We start from the raw sequence: 16,726 nt of genomic DNA, 5'->3' as shown, positions 1-16,726 counted from the left end.
CTACGGGGTGTGACAGTGCGACCGTTCGAGGACGTGGTGGCCGAATACGGCCCGATGGTACTGCGCGTGTGCCGCGCGGTACTCGGCCCAGCCGATGCTGAAGATGCCTGGTCCGAGACATTTCTGTCTGCCATGCGCGCCTACCCGGACCTCAGCCCGTCGGCAAACATAGAAGCCTGGCTCGTGACCATAGCCCATCGACGCGCGATCGATGTCGCACGAACGAATTCGCGTTCACCGATCCCCGCCGAAAGACTGCCAGAGCAACACGCCAGCATCGGTATCCCCGAGACCTATGACCCAGATTTGTGGGCGGCGCTCAAGTCGCTGCCCGATAAACAGCGCAAAGCCGTGGCCTACCACTATCTCGCCGGGTTGCCGCACGCAGAGATCGCGGAGTTACTCGACAACTCCCCAGCAGCTGCCCGCCGTGCGGCCGCCGATGGCATCAGAACATTAAGAGCGATTTATCCGAAGGACGATCCATCATGAAAACAAGTGATCACGGGCGCCTCATAAGCGGACTTGGTGGTGACGAAGCCGAGGTGCTGGCGCGGCTGCATAGCCGACTGGAACGCGCCGCTGAGGAAGCACTTCTTCTTGACGTTGCGTACCACACTCTCGACACCCCACTGGGACCATTGCTTCTCGCAGCGACCCCCATCGGACTGGTACGGATCGCCTACGCCAGCGAAGGTCACGACACAGTGCTCTCATCGCTCGCACACAAAATCAGTCCCCGGGTCCTGCGTGCGCCCGGTCGTCTCAGCACCGCCGCCCGCGAGATCGACGAGTACTTCGCCGGGACGCGCACCCAGTTCGACCTACCGCTTGACCTGCGGTTCCTCGGTGGTTTCCGGCTGCAGGTACTCGATCACCTGCGCGAGATCGCCTACGGGCGGCGGGAGAGCTACGCAGCTGTCGCCTCTGCCATCGGCAATCCGAAAGCTGTACGAGCTGTGGGCAGCGCCTGCGCCCGCAACCCTCTGCCACTCGTCATTCCATGTCACCGAGTTGTGCGGACCGACGGCACAATCGGCCAGTACATCGGCGGCGCAGAGGCGAAGAACACCCTGCTGACTCTGGAGGCGGCATGAGAGCGACAACAGCCAGCCTGGCGGACCGGATCGGATCGCTGGACTGGCCACGTCTGACCGACGAAATCGATGCGTTTGGATGCGCGCAAACCGGCCCGCTCCTCACTGACGGGGAGTGCGCTGAATTCGTCGCGATGTGGGATGACGCCGACAAGTTCCGCACCACGGTTGACATGGCCCAGCACCGGTACGGACAGGGCACATACCGCTACTTCGCGGAACCCGTCCCTGAGCCGATCATGACGATGCGTGCCGAGTTTTACCATCGCTTGCTGCCCGTCGCTCGAAGCTGGGCTGACCGTTTGGGAGATCAGACCCAATGGCCCGACGACTTCGCCGACTGGCTCAGTGAATGTCATGCGGCAGGACAGTACAAACCGACCCCACTACTGCTGCGCTACACCACAGGTGACTGGAACGCGCTGCACCGCGACCTCTACGGTGACCTCGTCTTCCCGCTGCAGGTCGTCATCGGGCTGGACCGTCCCGGAGTCGACCACACCGGTGGCGAGTTCATGCTCGTTGAACAGCGCGCCCGAGCACAATCACAAGGCACAGTAACCGTGCTCCAACAAGGTCACGCACTCATCTTCACCACCCGCGACCGGCCAATGAGGACAAAACGCGGCTGGTCGCGATGCGCTGTTCGCCACGGTGTCAGCCGTGTACGTTCAGGGCACCGGCACACCCTCGGTCTCGTTCTGCACGACGCGCAGTAGCGACACCGGCGCCCCCAATTGGGTGTCACCCCAGCACACACACGGCGTCCCCGACTGTGATCGTCCCTGACTGGACGACCGTCGCTCGAGCTCCGAGCTCGGCCCCGCGCGTCATACCGATCGACTTCAACATCCGGGGTTCAGCGGTCACGCCGACTTGCGGCTCATCCACCATTCGGCACCGCGGCATGCCGCCGTCGACGCGGAGAACAACTGTCGGCCCGATCGCGAGAGAGACGCCGTCCCACTGATCCTCGGGAAAACCTGCGTCAACCGTTTCAATCAGGATGTTCGCACGCAGACGAGCAGCATCGATATGCTGTCCAAGACTCCGCTGGACACTCTCAATCGACGATGTGGTCACCAGGTGAACTGGACAATCGTCGTGGTGCGGCTCGTCGGTCGCCTCTTTCAGCACCAACGGCTGGCCGAAGGTGTCCGACAGTGCCTTCGATGCAGCAGAATTATTGACAGACAGCACCTTTCCGTCAGGTGCATGAAGGTGAACGCAATCACCATCGACCGTCGACCGCCAGTACAACAAACCGTCAACCCGACGGAACCGCTTCGTAGTTTTGCCGCTGGCGATCCGCCCGTCTTCCGTGAACACCGCCCACATTCGATCGTGATCAATACCCTGCCCCGTCACGGTCGCGCACTGCAATGACTCCCCAGCCGTCGACTTCACCGGGAACCTCGAAAGTGCGAGCACGCGACCACGAATATCCACACAGCCATCCTGGCATGCCGAACCCGCAGCCGCGCTCCTCAGAAAAGGCCCCAGCGGCGCAGCCCATCATGAAGAACAACCGCGTGCTAGAGATGACATATGGTCAGCGACGAGAAGAGCTGGGTCTGCGTGACCTGCGCGAACGAGTACCCGCCCGCGGGCACTCCACCCGAGTTGTGCATCATCTGCACCGATGACCGCCAATACGTCCCATCAGTCGGTCAGCAGTGGGTGCGACTCGACGATGACGCCCACACCCGGAGACAGTTGACCTCCCGTGTGCTGGAGGACGGACTTCTTGAACTCACCTTCACACCAACCGTGGGGGTCGGTCAGCGCACCTTCGTCGTGGAAACCGATAGCGGGAACGTGCTGTGGGAGCCACCCGGTTTCGCTGGCCCCGTTCTAGTCGACTGGCTCCTCCAGCATGGCGGGATTTCCGCAATCGCATCGAGCCACCCACACCTCGTCGGAGCGAGTGTGGCACTCAGCCACCGGTTAGGCCACGTCCCCATATGGTTCAACGGCAGTGACCGGCGATGGGTCACACGTCCCGATCCCGTCATCAAATACTGGACAGCGAGACAGTGTGTGCTGCCAGGTATTGAACTTGTTCAATGCGGCGGGCACTTTCCTGGAAGTTCACTCCTGCTGATTGAGCGCGCCGCGGGAGGTCGCGGAGCAGTCTTGTCAGGCGACACGATCATGGTGGGCGCCGACAGAGCGAGCGTCTCATTCATGAGGAGCTTCCCCAATCTCATTCCCCTGCCGCCCCGTCTGGTTGAGCAGATCGCCGACACCGCCGGACATCTCGAGTTCGATCGGCTCTACAGTGCGTTCGGAGACGCGTGCATCAAGTCGGGTGCGCGGAAAGTCACCCGCGCATCAGCCGACCGCTACATCGGGTGGATAACAGATCAGATCGTGGACCCCGACGATCACACTCTGTGAGGAGTGGTCACGCTTGTTCGGCGCGCTCCGAGATCCAGGTGGCAGTGTCGTCGCACTCCGACTTCACCAGCTTGGTCACCATCTGCACAATCATCGGTTCGATCGCTCCCCCGATGAAGCGCGCCTTCACTTCGGTGCGCCCCTCGACATCCAAAGTGGCTCGCGCACCATCCGCACGGAGCACCAGCGTGCCTTCCGTGCTGGAGGTCAGCCCTGTGGATTGCGCAGTGAACTTCGCACCCGCCTGATCCCCCTCAAGAGGGCCCCAGTTGTCGGTGCGAACAATGCTGAGGTCGCCGCGCAGTGCCTTCCGCACGATCGCCGGGAGCGACTCGCTAGGAATGTTCTGAGTGACAGTGACTTCGATTGTTCCCGGCCCTGGGCTTTCTGTCGTCATCGTGACGTTCTCCGCACCCTCGACCCGGCGCTGCCACAGCTCCGGCGTGATGAAGGCACGATGCACCTCCGCTACTGGATGATCAATTGTGACCGAGAAACTGAAATCCTTCGCCATGGGACATCACAGTACTGAGGCGCAGGCCTGGACGCGATATGACGCGGCGATGTCGACCCGGTGATTTCCCGATTCGCTGCGCCCCCAAGGAAACAAGTGCCTAGAGTCATCTCATGACCGACGTCGGCGAACCACTCGTGGTCCTGAAGGATGTCAACAAGCACTTCGGCGACCTTCACGTACTACGCGATATCAACCTGACAATTCACCGCGGTGAAGTGGTGGTGGTAATCGGACCATCAGGTTCGGGCAAATCCACATTGTGCCGAGCGATCAACCGGCTCGAAACTATCGGATCTGGAACGATTTCAATTGACGGAAAAGAGCTTCCCGAAGAGGGAAAAGATCTAGCCCGGTTGCGCTCGGACGTGGGCATGGTTTTCCAGTCCTTCAATTTGTTCTCCCACATGACTGTGCTCGACAACGTCACACTGGGCCCGATCAAAGTCCGGAAAGTACCAAAAGCGAAAGCCGTCGAGCGTGCGCGTGAACTGCTCACACGTGTCGGTGTGGAGGTGCAGGAAAAGAAGATGCCCGCACAGATGTCCGGCGGACAGCAGCAACGGGTCGCGATCGCTCGATCGCTCGCCATGGACCCCAAGGTCATGCTCTTCGACGAACCAACCTCGGCGCTTGACCCCGAAATGATCAACGAAGTACTGGACGTGATGACCTCGCTGGCGAAGTCGGGCATGACGATGGTCGTCGTCACTCACGAGATGGGGTTCGCCCGGCGCGCAGCAGACCGCGTGGTCTTCATGGCTGACGGTGAGATCGTTGAACAGAACACCCCGGAAGAATTCTTCACGAATCCGCAGAGCAGCCGCGCGCAGGACTTCCTGTCTAAGATCCTCGCCCATTAGCCGCTCCACGGCTATCAAAGGGAAGTTGGGGCAATTCTATGCATCGCCGAATAATTGCCAGCAGGTCAGCCGTTGTCGGCGCAGCGCTGATGATGACGCTCAGCGCCTGCGGCAGCGTGGGGGGCGCGGACGTCGAATCCCGTGTCGAGGTTGTCGACAATCCCGTGTTTGACGAAGGCACCACCATGGCGCGAATCGTCGAAGACGGGAGGTTTCGCGTCGGCATCAAATTCGACCAGCCCGGTTTTGGGCTTATGCGGCTAGAGGGCGGATTTACCGGTTTCGACGTCGAAATCGCACAATTCGTTGCCGCCGGGCTCGGATTCGAACCGAGCGATATCGACTACTACGAAGCGCCCTCTCAACGGCGGGAAGAAATTCTCGAATACGACAATGTGGATATGGTGGTGTCCACCTACACCATCAACGATCGCCGCCGTGAACGGATCAGTTTCGCGGGCCCCTACTACATCGCCGGTCAGCAGTTGATGGTAAACGCTGACGACGAGCGAATCACCGGTCCAGAATCATTCACCGAACACCCTGATGCAACGGTGTGTTCGGTCACTGGGTCAACGCCCAGCCAGGAGATTCAGCCGTACCTCGCCAATTTGAGCCAACTCGTGCTTTTCGACGTCTACTCCAAGTGCGCGGACGCGCTTCGCACCGGGCAGGTTGACTCGGTGACTACAGACAACGTCATCCTTCTGGGCTTCGTCGCGAAATCCGACGGTGAGTTCAAGATGGCGGGTGAGCAGTTCACAGAAGAGCCCTACGGCATTGGCATAACCAAAGGCGATGTTGCGTTTTGCGAGTTCATCAACGAACAGGTTCAGCTCGCTTACGACTCGGGTGCCTACACGGAGGCATGGCTCGACACGGCGGGCTCCGTAGAAGGTGCCCAGACGCCGGAACTCCCGGAGTTCGATCCATGTACCTGACCGCTCTGCGCAACCATTCGGGCCCAGCTATCGGAGGGACAATTCGATGGGCGTGGTAATCGACAATTTCGACCTGTACTTATCTGGGTTCCTGACGTCGGTGATGATCTGCCTCTGGGGCCTCATCGGGTCACTTATCCTTGGCGTGATCATCGCGACGTTCCGGGTATCACCAATCCCTATCCTCAAGTGGGTCGGTTCGGCCTATGTAACGGTGGTCCGAAACACTCCACTGACGCTGGTGCTGTTCTTTTTCGCGTTCGGTCTCCCAGAACTGGGCATCAACACGTCCTATTACGCGTTCGGTCTGGCGGCGCTGATCATCTACACCTCAGCATTCGTCTGTGAGGCCGTCCGCTCGGGCATCAATTCAGTGTCCGCCGGTCAAGCTGAAGCTGCGCGCTCCATCGGCCTCGGTTTCGGCCAGTCGCTGACGCTCGTGGTACTGCCTCAGGCGATGCGGACAGTGGTGCCGCCGCTGGGCAGCGTCATCATCGCGATGTTCAAGAACTCCGCGGTGCTCGGCGCGTTCGGCGTCGGAGGCGACCTCTGGAGCACCGGGATGGACCTGTCGAGCGCACAAGGCTACGCACCGCTGCCCGTTTTCATCGGTGTCGCAGTCGGATACCTCTGCATCACCATTCCTTCCGGACTGGCTCTGCAGGTTATTGAGCGGAAGGTGGCGATCGCACGATGAAAGCCCTCACGACTCTGAAGCCTCCTGAACACGGCGCCACCGTGCTGTTCGACGCGCCCGGGCCCCGCGCGCGCCGTCGCACTTTGATGTTCAGTGTCATCGCTGCCGTCGCGGTGCTCGCAGTCATCGGTGTCGCGATCCTCCAGTTGGTGCGGTCGGGACAGTTTTCGTATTCGAAGTGGGGACCGCTGATCGACCCCACCAACGAGTACTTCGCTCACGTGTGGGCACGGCTCGGTGATGGCTTTTTGCGAACGCTGATTGCCGCGGTACTCGCGATCGCGCTCTCCCTGATCATCGGTGTAGCTATCGGTGTGGCACGCATATCCGCGGGCAGGATCACGCGGACACCGATTGTTGCGTTTATCGAGCTGTTTCGCGGATTACCGGTCATTCTCGCTATCTATCTGGTTTCGCGATTGGCGGACGAATTCCGGGTCGGTGTGTCGATCCCTGGCGACAACGTGCTGCGTTTCGACCTCTCCGTACTGCCAGGCGGGGACCTTTTGTGGGTGCTGGTTATCGGCCTCACCGCCTACAACTCGGTCATCATCGCGGAGATCGTGCGAAGCGGTGTCGTGTCGCTGCCCAAGGGCCAGAACGAAGCCGCACTCGCGCTTGGCTTGACGCGGTGGCAGAGTCTTCGGATGATCCTGCTGCCTCAGGCTTTCCGGGTGATGCTGCCGGCCCTGATCAGCCAACTCGTCGTCGTTCTGAAAGACACCTCGCTGATCGCTGTGCTTGGCGGTTACATCGAACTGCTGAAGATGAGCCGCCTGGTCATCGAGAATCTCGCGAATCCCATTCAGGTGTATGTCGTGGTCGCCGCTATATTCATTGCGGTCAACTACGCGCTGACGAAGTTCGCCGAGTACGTGGAGCGGACACTCGCAGCGCGGACGAGTGGGTAGACGGCGGTCCGACGCCGCCAGGCTCAGGTATCGAGAAGTTCGCGCTTGACGATCTTCCCGGCAGCGTTGCGCGGTAGGGCGTCGAGAAACTCGATGTCACGAGGCACCTTGTAGCGCGCAAGTTGTGCGCGCACCAAATCTTTCACTTCGTCGGCAGAGAGTGTCTCGCCATCCCGGAGGACGACGAACGCCCGCAAGCGCTGACCGAATTTGTCGTCATCGACACCAACACACGCGGCTTCGGCGACGGACGTGTGGCTGGCGATGACGTCTTCGACTTCTCGCGGATACACGTTCTCCCCGCCGGAAACGATCATTTCGTCGTCACGGCCTACTACGAACAGACGGCCCGCCTCGTCGAATCGTCCGAGATCACCTGTCGCCATGAGGCCACCGATACGTTCCTTGTCACCGCCACCCGTGTAGCCCTCGAAAAGGTGTGCGTTGCCGACGTAGATGCGACCTGTCTCGCCTTGCCGCACTTCCTTGCCGGATTGGTCGAAGAGCCGCACAGTCGTGCCGCGGGTCGGCCGCCCAGCGGTACTCGGCGCCGCGCGCAAATCCTGCGGGGTGGCGATTGTGGCGTTGGCAACCTCAGTGGAACCGTAGAGGTTGTACAGGTTGTCGCCGAAGGAATCCATCCACCGAGTAGCGAGGTCACCCGCCAGCGCGGAACCCGAGACCGCCACCACTTCGAGGGACGACGTGTCATATTTGTCGCGAACGTCCTTCGGGAGATCGAGGATGCGCTGCAGCATCACCGGGATCGCGATGAACGCTTCGCATTTCGAGCGGTCGATCTCCGCGAGCCACTCCTCGGCGCTGAACCTGCGCCGCATCACGACAGATGCGCCCAGCCCCAGCGCCATCACCAGGTTCGCGAGACCCCACGCGTGGAAGGCCGGCGCAGCCAGACCGATTCGCATCCCCGCGCGAAGCGGGATACGGCCTAGGAGCGCTGCCGGCGCCTCCAGGGTGAGAGTGCCACCAGCTGCGACAGCACCGCGGGTAGCGCCTTTGGGAGTTCCCGTTGTCCCGGAGGTCAGGATCGTGAGCTTCCCTGACCGATTAGGGACCGGCGGACGACGTCCATGATATTCGGCGGCGAACGATGCGAGGCTGGGCGCATCACCATCAGGTTCGGCGTCGCTGAGCACCCGCAGCATGTGTGCGGGACTGTCCCCCATCAGCGCGTGGAATTCCGTGTCGTAGATAACGGCGCACACGGCCTCCCGCGTCGTCACCTCCTGCAATTGGGGTCCCGAAAACTCAGTGTTCAGCAACAAAACGTCAGCGCCGACTTTCGCCACTGCCGTCGCGGCCTCAAGGAAACCTCGGTGATTGCGCGCAAGAACGCCGACCGTGTCGCTTTCAGTGACACCGTGCAGCGCGAGACCGCTTGCGATCGCGTTGCTGCGCTCGTCCGCCTCAGCATAGGTTTGGGTGCCGAACTCATCGATGATGAGGGGCGCGCCGCCGCTGCGGATCGCCCCCGCCGCGACCGCTGTCCCTAGGCTCAGCCCCCACGTCCGCGCTGCCCACGCGAGCCGGACTAGCGTATCTGGCCTCATCGGCCGCACAATCCCTCTGCGCGCCAGTACACCGGCATACGTAAGTTCCCGAATGGCGCGGCGGGGCAACGAGGGTGGCGCTGGCTGTGGTGCTGTCTTGTGCTCGGCCTCGAGCTTCGCTGCCTCAAGCGCATTGGTGAACATCGAGTGCACCTTGGGATAGGCGGCGAGATCCGCGACAGTACCCAGCACACCGGGAGCGTCATAGGCGAAGCGCAGCGTCAGCGCTGTGCGGCCATTGCTGAGAGGCCGGAAGCGCAGGCGCAGACGATGATCGACGCCGGTGAACGCGTTCCAGGCGAATTCGCGGGCGGGCGTGAAGTCGACGATAATGATGTCGCCGCCTACCAGTGCGGCGCCCAGCTTCAGATGAATCCGGTAACGCCCGTCAAGTGCTGGCTTCTGTCCTTCTTCTGCGGGCGTCACGGTCATTGCGGCGCCTACGAAGCGTGCGAGCTGCGCAGGGTCCGCGCAGGCTTCCCACACCACTTCGGGTGGCGCATCGACTTCGATTCTTTGCTCGAACTTCATCCGATCACCGGTAACTTCCGCTCGATCTGCAGGGCCGTCAGCACGTCCTGCATGCGCGCCAGAACATCTTCATAGACCTCGTCCCAGTCTGGGGCCTCGCCATACTCGGCGCGAAGATCAATAGGTTCCAGATACTGAATGACGATTTTTGACGGCAATGGCACAAATGGCGCGAACGGCGGCGTGAGCCCGTAGGGAACCGACACCATGATGGGGATGGTTTTGAGCCGGAAAACCCGGTCAACGCGCAGCAATCGAGCGAGCCACTCCCCCCGGGAAAGAAACAGAGCGGTCTCTTGGCCACCAATCGTCACCTGCGGAACAATAGGAACGTCGTGTTTGTAGGCGAGACGCAGGAAGCCTTTCCGGCCGCCGAAGTCCACTTTCGCTGATTCCCAGCTCGGTCTGAACACCTCATAGTCACCGCCCGGGAAGACTTGCAGCACAGCTCCTTCAGAGAGGGCTAGGTCAGCATTGGCGGGATCCGCCTCAACTGTGCCGAACCGGCGAAGAATCCAAGCGAACGGTGAGTTCAGCACCAATCTGTGGGCGAGTTGATAGAACGGCCGTTGCGTACCGAGGTACGAGGAAATAGCGAGCTGGGAGATGAACACTTCGGGTGACTGCAGGCCGCCGGTGTGGTTGCCGACGATCAGCGCTGGGCCCTTGCCAGGTATATGGTGTAAACCCCGCACGTCGGGGCGGAACCAAAGGCTCATCAGCAACCACAGCCCGGGGAGAAGTTCGCGGATCGAATCCGGATCGCGGGCTTCTAGATCACCGGGCCGGAACCGCGGCATCAATCCCGAAAGGGGCCGGGTGAACGTTCCTGTAGCCCCCTGCGCCAGAGCCCGCACGGTACCGAGCATCTGCCCAGCTACGCTCTCGCCGAAAGCCATCGCGCTCCTCGATTCGGTCAGTGCAGGTCCCGGGTGCCGGTGCGCCCAAGTCTAGGGCGAGGGCTGGGCAGGAGGGCGAGAGTTCGACGAAGCAGCACCGTCGAAGTACTGGTCCAGTCCCTGCTTGAGGTTGTGATCGACGGCTCGAGCCAGCAGGATGTGAACTGACTTCACCGCCACATTCTCAAGCCGCGTGATGGCGTCGATAGTGCGGCCCACGTCCTCTGTGCGTTCTGGTGCGCCACTTCCGCGCTGCTGATTTTCGATCAGGTCCATTCCTGCCCTGATCATGATTTGAGCGATCTGGTCGACGTGCTCGGTCACGGCACCCATGACGTCTATCAGAGGGCGCAGTTCGAAGCCGAAATCGCGCAGTTCGAGGAACGCTTCGACCAGTTGCGTTTCCGCGAATACGGCGTTGTCGTTGCTAATCGAGACCATGCCCATCTCGATGAGTTTGTCCAAGAGTTCTCGATCGCGCGCTCCGAGGAATGCTTCGATTCCTTCCAGAGGCAGCTCGAGTGTCTCGTCGCGGGACCACGTCGTGGTGACGGCGCTGGGCAGTCCCAGAATTTCAGCGAGACTCTTGCCGCTCTCCCACCCCTCAATGAAATCGATGATGTGCGCGCTGGTGAAACCGCGCTGGAGCAGCGTGTCAATGAGCTTCAGCCGCTCCAGGTGTGACTCATCGTAGAAGTTTATCCGGCCACGACGCTGGGGTTCGTGCAACAGGCCGCGTTCCCGATAGGCACGAATATTGCGGGTGGTGGTGTTGGCGGCCTGTGCAAGGTCATCGATCTTGTACTCCGCCATCCGAAGCTGGTCCTCCCGCGCACGGTCGCTTGAAAGTGGTGATTTACCTTCTTTCTACCAGGCGTGGCTGAACCACTGCGTCGAAGTCAGCCATATCGACGGCGCGTAGCTGGTGGGCGAACTCAGTGGCGAAACCCGGGAACATGGTTGCGTTGAATTTGTCTTCCGTGAGATACCAACTGGAGCAGCCAGAATTCCATGTGGTTCGGCGCAGGCGCCGCTGCAGCCGGGCGTTGTATGTGTCTTGTCGATCTCTGCGAACATCGAGCATCGTGAGATCACGCTCAACGATGATTTTGATCGCTTCGGTGATGTAGTCGATCTGTGCCTCCATGTAGACCAGCGCTGAGTTGTGGCCTGGCCCCGAGTTGGGGCCGAATGTGAAGAACAGGTTGGGATATCCAGACACAGCGACGCTCTTGTGGGCATACGCGCCGCGGCTCCACTCGTCCGCAAGCACTCTCCCACCGCGGCCTCTGATGGGAATGGGTGTCCCAGTTTTCGACACATCGAATCCGGTCGCGAAGACGATGCAGTCGAATTGGTGCTCGATGCCTTCTGCTGTGCGAATTCCCTTCGGTGAGATACGCACTATAGGCCAGGTCACCAGCTTGCAGTTGGTGCGCTGCAACGCTGGATAGTAGTCGCTGGTCATCAGCAGCCGCTTGCATCCCGCGCGAAAATCCGGCGTTAGTTGACGTCTGAGCCAGGGGTCTTTGACCTGCGCCCGCAAGTGAGCCTGACCGACAAGCTCAACCGCGCGGGTAAGTGGGGTCTTCCAGACAACACCAAGCGCAACGGTCTCGTGCCCCCAGAACCAGGCTTGCCGTGCGGCTGACTGTGCGGCGGGCAGCTGGCGGTACAGCGCCTTCGTTGCACCACTGGTTCGCCGGTTTATGCGTGGGAGCACCCAGCCAGGCGTGCGCTGGAAAACCTTCACCGATTCCGCGTTCTTAACCAGTTCAGGAATGATCTGAACGGCACTGGCGCCGGTACCGACGACAGCAACTTTCTTGCCTGCGAAATCGTAGTCATGATCCCACCGCGCACTATGAACCTTGTGGCCTTCATAGGTTTCAATGCCGGGAATGTTAGGGAAACTGCAGTTGGACAACGGGCCCGACGCAACCACTATGGCGCGGGCGTGCAGGGCTGGCTGGCCTTCTACAGCGACGGTCCACAGGCCGGTGGTCTCATCGAAGTCGAGTGAAGTGACGTTGTGGCGGAATCGGATTGAAGGTTGCAGGTCATACTCACGCACCATGTGTTCGATGTAGGTGAGGATTTCGTCGCTGCCTGAGTAGGTGTGCGACCAGTCCGGGTTTGGCGCGAAGCTGTAGGAGTAGAGCTGTGACGGGATATCGCAGGCGGCGCCAGGGTAGGTGTTGTCACGCCACGTGCCACCCACCGCAGTGCCCCGCTCGAGAATCATGAAGTTGTGGATACCCTTATGCCGCAGCCGAATCGCTGCACCGAGTCCGGCAAACCAGCACCTACTATCGCCACGTCGAGTGGCGCCGGGGCGCTCATGCGGCGGCCTCGTACGTCAGTTCCTTCGACCACGCAGGCTGGGGCCGGAGGAGTCGCCTCGGGTAGCGAGCAGTGAGCTTTACCATTGTGTCCGCAAACAGGTGGTACGGGTGGTTACGGTCGATCACCATTGCCGCATGCACCTTGATGATCTGGTACATCGGTAGCCGTCGCGAGTACGCGCTGCGGTCCCCGGCAGCCTTGAATCTCTTGAGTGCGGCGTAAAGCCTCTCCTCGTCCACTCCCATCGCGACGACGTTGTCACGCATTTTGTTCAGCAAAGGCACGTAACTGAGCGCACCGACGATGAGCGACGGTTTGAGCCAGCCACCGACGAGGTCTATGGCCATCTTCCGTGCCGTCGCGTGTCCGAGAAGGTCCATCACGCCAAAGTCCACGGCGAGATGCCGGGATTCGTCAGCATTGATCTTCCGGAATACGTCCTGACAAACGGGATCTTTGATCTCGTCAACGATGAACTTCACCAGCGCACCATCGAGCGCGACTTCCAGCATCGGGATCACGGTGCCGAGGAAAGAGAGGGACATGCTGTCGGAGTATTTGTCGAGCCAGTCGATCACCAGCTTGACATTGATGTTGGGTTCGGGGACTCCGTCGCCGTCCAGCATGCCCCAGCGGCGCATCAGTGCAAGCTCCGCGTTAGCGTGGCGCTGCTCCTCGGCGTGGAAGTACCGGTAGATCTCTTTCAGAGTGTCAGTTGGTGCTTTCTTCGCCATTGCGGCAAACCCTCGTGCACCAACATTTTCGATCCACACGAGGTCGGCCATGAATGGTTTGAGCCGTGCATGCAGGTCGGGACTTATTGTCTCCACGCCGGGAGCATCCCAGTCGATGTCGGCGAGTGACCATTGGCGTGCCTTGATCTTGGTTAGCATCTGATCGAAGTCGAAGGACATGTCAGGCTCCTGTCGTTTCACGTACGGGTGGTTGCGCTTGCTCGCGCGGAAGGGTTCTGTTCATCAGCCCGAGCGCCCAGGTGTACTGCCGGGGCAGGTGGCGCTTGAGATGCCAGAGGGCATGTGCATCGAGTTGGGGCAGGATGTATAAACGGCCTTTGTCGTGGGCGTCGAGTGTCATGCGCGCGACTCGTGCGGGTGAGTGTCCTGTCCATTTCATGAGGAAGTCAGCGAGCCTGAAGGACTGAGCGGTGATCCGTCCGTCGCGGGCGACGTTGGTCTTGACGAATGTCGGGCATAGAACCGAAACGGTGATTCCCGTTCCGTTGAGTTCGGCGGCAATCGTCTCCGAGAGCGATACCACCGCTGCTTTGGAGACGTTGTAGGGAGCCATCAGTGGCGCTGCTGCGAATCCCGCAGCGGACGCCACGTTGATGATTCCGGCTGGTTGCGTCCGCCGCAGCTGCGGCATGAACAGTTCGCAGCCGTAGACGACTCCCCAAAGGTTTATGCCTAAGGCCCACTCCCAGTCGGTGAAGCCGATCTCGCCGACCGGTTTGCCACCGATTCCGACACCCGCATTGTTGACGACCAGCGTGGCTGGACCGCGGAAAACGGTTTCGGCGTGCGCGGCGAGATTCTCAACGTCTCCGCGAACCGAGACGTCACAGAAGTACGAGTGGGCTTTGCCAGGGTATTTCGCGTTGATTTCCTGCGCGGCCTTATCTGCCCGGTCACGGTCGACGTCCGCGCAAATCACGTCGCCGCCTCTACGGGCAAGTTCAACGGCGATGCTCCGTCCGATGCCGCTGCCCGCACCTGTGACTACGGCGCGTGCGCCGTACGAAGGCTTTGTCCTGTGCTGGTTCATGATTAGCCTGCCTGCTCATTAAGGGACAGGTCGCTGGACGACCAGGCTCTGGTTATGAAATGCCCCGCGCGGCGCAGAGCTGGCCGAGCCTCCGGAATAAGGCGTGGCAGCGCCTGGAAAACGTGCATCTGACCGGGCCAGATCTCCAGTTCGCAACTGCCCCCGGTCTGGGTGACAAGGGCACGTAGGTATTCGGCATCGGCGCTGAGCATCTCTTCCCCGCCTGCTTGCACCAGCAGTGGCGGCAGCGCGGTTCCGGCAGCGAGACCGAGCTTTATTCGTGGATGATCCGCGGGGTGCCTGCCCGTGTAGAGGGATACCAGCTTGCGTGCATTTTCGGCGCTGATCATCGGATCTCTGCGAGTTCGTTCCTTGGCTTCAGCAAGAGAAAGCGAGAGATCGATGAGCGGTGAGAACAGCACCGCCGCGGAAGGCTGGGGTGTTTGGGTTCGCGCGTTTTCTATGAACAAGTCAACCGCCAAGTGACCGCCGGCCGAGTCCCCTGCGACCACTATCTGGTCGCTCACGTAGCCCTGCCCAAGGAGCCACCGATAGGCCGTCTCGATGTCCTGCGCGGCGGCAGGGAACGAATGTTCTGGCGCCAGCCGGTAGTCGACAGTGAAAACAGGCGCACCAGATGCCTGCGAGAGCCTCGATGCGAGTCCCCGGTGCGTACGGGCTGAGCACACCACATAACCACTGCCGTGGATGTAGAAGATCGCCCGATCGGACTGTGTGACACCTGGCCCTCGTACCCACTCCCCCCGGACTGCGCCGGACCTGACCTGTTCGACGCGCGTACCACGCAGAGGCGGCCCGAGAACCCCCATCGAAACGGACACTAGCTGTCGTGCGAACCACACGCCGGGCCTGTTGAGCGGAACAACATTTGTCAAATTGCGCAGCACACAACGTGTTCCAGTTGCCGCTGCCCGCGAACGCCATGATGCCTGCCGGGGCACAGCGCGAAGCGGGGATCTCGTCGACGTTGACTGATCTACCATGCACATAGCATCATTCATGATTGTGCCAGTTGTCAATGGCACAATGAACAGAGGTAAGAAGTCGTGTCGGTAAGTTCTAGAAGGAGCCACGAGGATGCCGCCCCTAAATCAGCTCACCATCGACGAAGTGGTGCGCGAAACGCCCGATGCAGTCACCCTCGTGTTCGAACCACCGGCGTCTGGTGCGCCGCTCGCGTACCAGCCCGGACAGTTCCTTACATTTCGCGTTCCAGACAGCGGCGCTGGATCGGTCGGTCGCTGCTACTCGCTGTGCAGTTCACCCGCCACAGACGCCCGACCAGCTGTAACAGTGAAGCGCGTGCCAGGCGGATATGCTTCTAATTGGTTGTGCGACAACGCTATGCCTGGATTGGCACTCGACTGCCTAGCACCCAGCGGATCATTCACGCCGCAGGACTGGGATCGGGATTTCCTTCTGTTTGCGGCGGGAAGTGGCATCACCCCTATCATGTCCATCATCAAAACGGCACTACACGACCACCGCAACTCGCTCGCTCTCGTCTATGCAAACCGAGATCACGAGTCGACGATCTTCGCTTCGCAGCTTGAAGAACTCGAACACAGATACCCCTCTCGATTCACGGTGCACTACTCGTGGGACTGTGAGTCCGGACTGCCCAATCCCGATTCCCTCGCAGCGAGGCTCACAAGCATCCCTGTCAACGGTCGGCATGACGCCTACCTGTGCGGGCCCGAACCGTTCATGGACGTTGCCGCAGCAGCACTCGAAATAAGCAACATGGCCGCGGGCCGCATCCACCGCGAGAAGTTTCAGTCCCTGACTTCGAACCCATTCAGTCATGCCGACGGGGCGCGTGAGCCGCAACCTAAAGAAAAGGATCTGTGCACGGTCCGCGCCACTGTTGACATCGCCGGTGACAGGCACGAGCTTAAATGGCCCCGTGAGTCCCGATTACTTGATCTGCTATTGAGCCAAGAGATTGACGCCCCCTACGCATGCCGTGAAGGTTCCTGCGGCGCCTGTGCATTCACCCTCATTAGTGGCGAGGTGAAGCTTCTTGCCAATGACACGCTCGACAGTTACGAATTGGAGCAAGGTGTACGCCTCGCCTGTCAATCAGTTCCGCTGACCGACGACGTTGAAATCGAATTCAATTAGTTACCCGCGGTGTCGCAGGGCCCGGG

General features: G+C 60.7%; 17 protein-coding genes and 1 pseudogene. 9 read left to right on the top strand and 9 right to left on the bottom strand.

Annotation, left to right across the window (positions count from 1 at the left end; all coding sequences use genetic code 11):
- The first annotated feature begins 15 nt into the window (after positions 1-15).
- From FHU29_RS06655 to FHU29_RS06645, 3 genes are read left to right on the top strand one after another with little or no spacing between them, the layout of a single operon-like run.
- Positions 16-492 carry an RNA polymerase sigma factor gene (locus tag FHU29_RS06655; RefSeq protein ID WP_064442059.1) on the top strand — a complete coding sequence of 159 codons (477 nt, stop codon included), beginning with the start codon at positions 16-18 and terminating at the stop codon, positions 490-492.
- Positions 489-1,097 carry a methylated-DNA--[protein]-cysteine S-methyltransferase gene (locus FHU29_RS06650; RefSeq protein WP_064442060.1) on the top strand — a complete coding sequence of 203 codons (609 nt, stop codon included), beginning with the start codon at positions 489-491 and terminating at the stop codon, positions 1,095-1,097. The genes FHU29_RS06655 and FHU29_RS06650 overlap by 4 nt, the downstream gene beginning before the upstream one ends.
- Positions 1,094-1,816 (top strand): 2OG-Fe(II) oxygenase, encoded by a 723-nt coding sequence (locus FHU29_RS06645; protein WP_064442061.1) that lies wholly within the window; start codon positions 1,094-1,096, stop codon positions 1,814-1,816. The genes FHU29_RS06650 and FHU29_RS06645 overlap by 4 nt, the downstream gene beginning before the upstream one ends.
- A 25-nt stretch (positions 1,817-1,841) precedes the next feature.
- Here the strand turns inward: FHU29_RS06645 and FHU29_RS06640 are convergent, their stop codons facing one another.
- Positions 1,842-2,546, bottom strand: coding sequence for an MOSC domain-containing protein (locus FHU29_RS06640; protein WP_083962493.1), 705 nt, complete (start codon positions 2,544-2,546; stop codon positions 1,842-1,844).
- Between the two features lie 99 nt (positions 2,547-2,645).
- On the opposite strand from FHU29_RS06640, the gene FHU29_RS06635 reads away from it, so the two are divergent.
- Complete coding sequence (locus FHU29_RS06635) at positions 2,646-3,497, top strand: MBL fold metallo-hydrolase (RefSeq protein WP_064442062.1); 852 nt, start codon at positions 2,646-2,648, stop codon at positions 3,495-3,497.
- Between the two features lie 7 nt (positions 3,498-3,504).
- Here the strand turns inward: FHU29_RS06635 and FHU29_RS06630 are convergent, their stop codons facing one another.
- Positions 3,505-4,011: a DUF2505 domain-containing protein gene (locus tag FHU29_RS06630; protein WP_064442063.1), complete on the bottom strand. Its 507-nt coding sequence runs from the start codon at positions 4,009-4,011 to the stop codon at positions 3,505-3,507.
- A 113-nt stretch (positions 4,012-4,124) separates the two neighbouring features.
- Between FHU29_RS06630 and FHU29_RS06625 the strand changes: the two genes are divergently transcribed.
- Genes FHU29_RS06625 through FHU29_RS06610 form a run of 4 tightly spaced genes read left to right on the top strand, consistent with a single transcriptional unit; the run spans position 4,125 to position 7,423 of the window.
- Complete coding sequence (locus FHU29_RS06625) at positions 4,125-4,874, top strand: amino acid ABC transporter ATP-binding protein (protein ID WP_013807203.1); 750 nt, start codon at positions 4,125-4,127, stop codon at positions 4,872-4,874.
- Positions 4,875-4,912: 38 nt separating this feature from the next.
- Positions 4,913-5,815, top strand: coding sequence for a glutamate ABC transporter substrate-binding protein (locus FHU29_RS06620; protein WP_064442064.1), 903 nt, complete (start codon positions 4,913-4,915; stop codon positions 5,813-5,815).
- Between the two features lie 46 nt (positions 5,816-5,861).
- Complete coding sequence (locus tag FHU29_RS06615; RefSeq protein ID WP_013807205.1) at positions 5,862-6,512, top strand: amino acid ABC transporter permease; 651 nt, start codon at positions 5,862-5,864, stop codon at positions 6,510-6,512.
- Positions 6,509-7,423, top strand: a complete 915-nt coding sequence (locus tag FHU29_RS06610) for an amino acid ABC transporter permease (protein ID WP_064442065.1) — start codon at positions 6,509-6,511, stop codon at positions 7,421-7,423. The genes FHU29_RS06615 and FHU29_RS06610 overlap by 4 nt, the downstream gene beginning before the upstream one ends.
- Before the next feature lie 23 nt (positions 7,424-7,446).
- Here the strand turns inward: FHU29_RS06610 and FHU29_RS06605 are convergent, their stop codons facing one another.
- From FHU29_RS06605 to FHU29_RS06575, 7 genes and pseudogenes are all read right to left on the bottom strand, one after another.
- Positions 7,447-9,525, bottom strand: a complete 2,079-nt coding sequence (locus FHU29_RS06605; RefSeq protein WP_064442066.1) for an AMP-binding protein — start codon at positions 9,523-9,525, stop codon at positions 7,447-7,449.
- A complete protein-coding gene (locus tag FHU29_RS06600; RefSeq protein WP_157095347.1) occupies positions 9,522-10,424 on the bottom strand; it encodes a 1-acyl-sn-glycerol-3-phosphate acyltransferase in 903 nt (300 codons plus the stop codon). Before FHU29_RS06600 ends, FHU29_RS06605 begins: the two co-directional genes overlap by 4 nt.
- A 51-nt stretch (positions 10,425-10,475) precedes the next feature.
- Entirely contained in the window at positions 10,476-11,237 is a 762-nt protein-coding gene (locus FHU29_RS06595; RefSeq protein WP_064442067.1) for a MerR family transcriptional regulator, read from the bottom strand.
- 43 nt (positions 11,238-11,280) lie between these two features.
- Positions 11,281-12,767 (bottom strand): annotated as a pseudogene (locus FHU29_RS06590) (flavin-containing monooxygenase).
- Positions 12,764-13,684 carry a hypothetical protein gene (locus FHU29_RS06585; RefSeq protein ID WP_064442068.1) on the bottom strand — a complete coding sequence of 307 codons (921 nt, stop codon included), beginning with the start codon at positions 13,682-13,684 and terminating at the stop codon, positions 12,764-12,766. The pseudogene FHU29_RS06590 and the gene FHU29_RS06585 overlap by 4 nt, the downstream one beginning before the upstream one ends.
- Position 13,685: 1 nt before the next feature.
- Positions 13,686-14,555, bottom strand: coding sequence for an SDR family NAD(P)-dependent oxidoreductase (locus tag FHU29_RS06580; protein WP_064442069.1), 870 nt, complete (start codon positions 14,553-14,555; stop codon positions 13,686-13,688).
- 2 nt (positions 14,556-14,557) lie between these two features.
- Positions 14,558-15,385 carry an alpha/beta hydrolase gene (locus FHU29_RS06575; protein ID WP_279347090.1) on the bottom strand — a complete coding sequence of 276 codons (828 nt, stop codon included), beginning with the start codon at positions 15,383-15,385 and terminating at the stop codon, positions 14,558-14,560.
- Positions 15,386-15,653: 268 nt separating this feature from the next.
- On the opposite strand from FHU29_RS06575, the gene FHU29_RS06570 reads away from it, so the two are divergent.
- Positions 15,654-16,700, top strand: coding sequence for a ferredoxin--NADP reductase (locus tag FHU29_RS06570; RefSeq protein ID WP_064442071.1), 1,047 nt, complete (start codon positions 15,654-15,656; stop codon positions 16,698-16,700).
- The last annotated feature ends 26 nt before the right edge of the window (positions 16,701-16,726 follow it).

Source organism: Hoyosella altamirensis (assembly GCF_014191505.1).
Lineage (GTDB): Bacteria > Actinomycetota > Actinomycetes > Mycobacteriales > Mycobacteriaceae > Hoyosella > Hoyosella altamirensis.
Note: the sequence above shows the minus strand (reverse complement) of the source record. Positions and strands in the feature narration are given on the sequence as shown.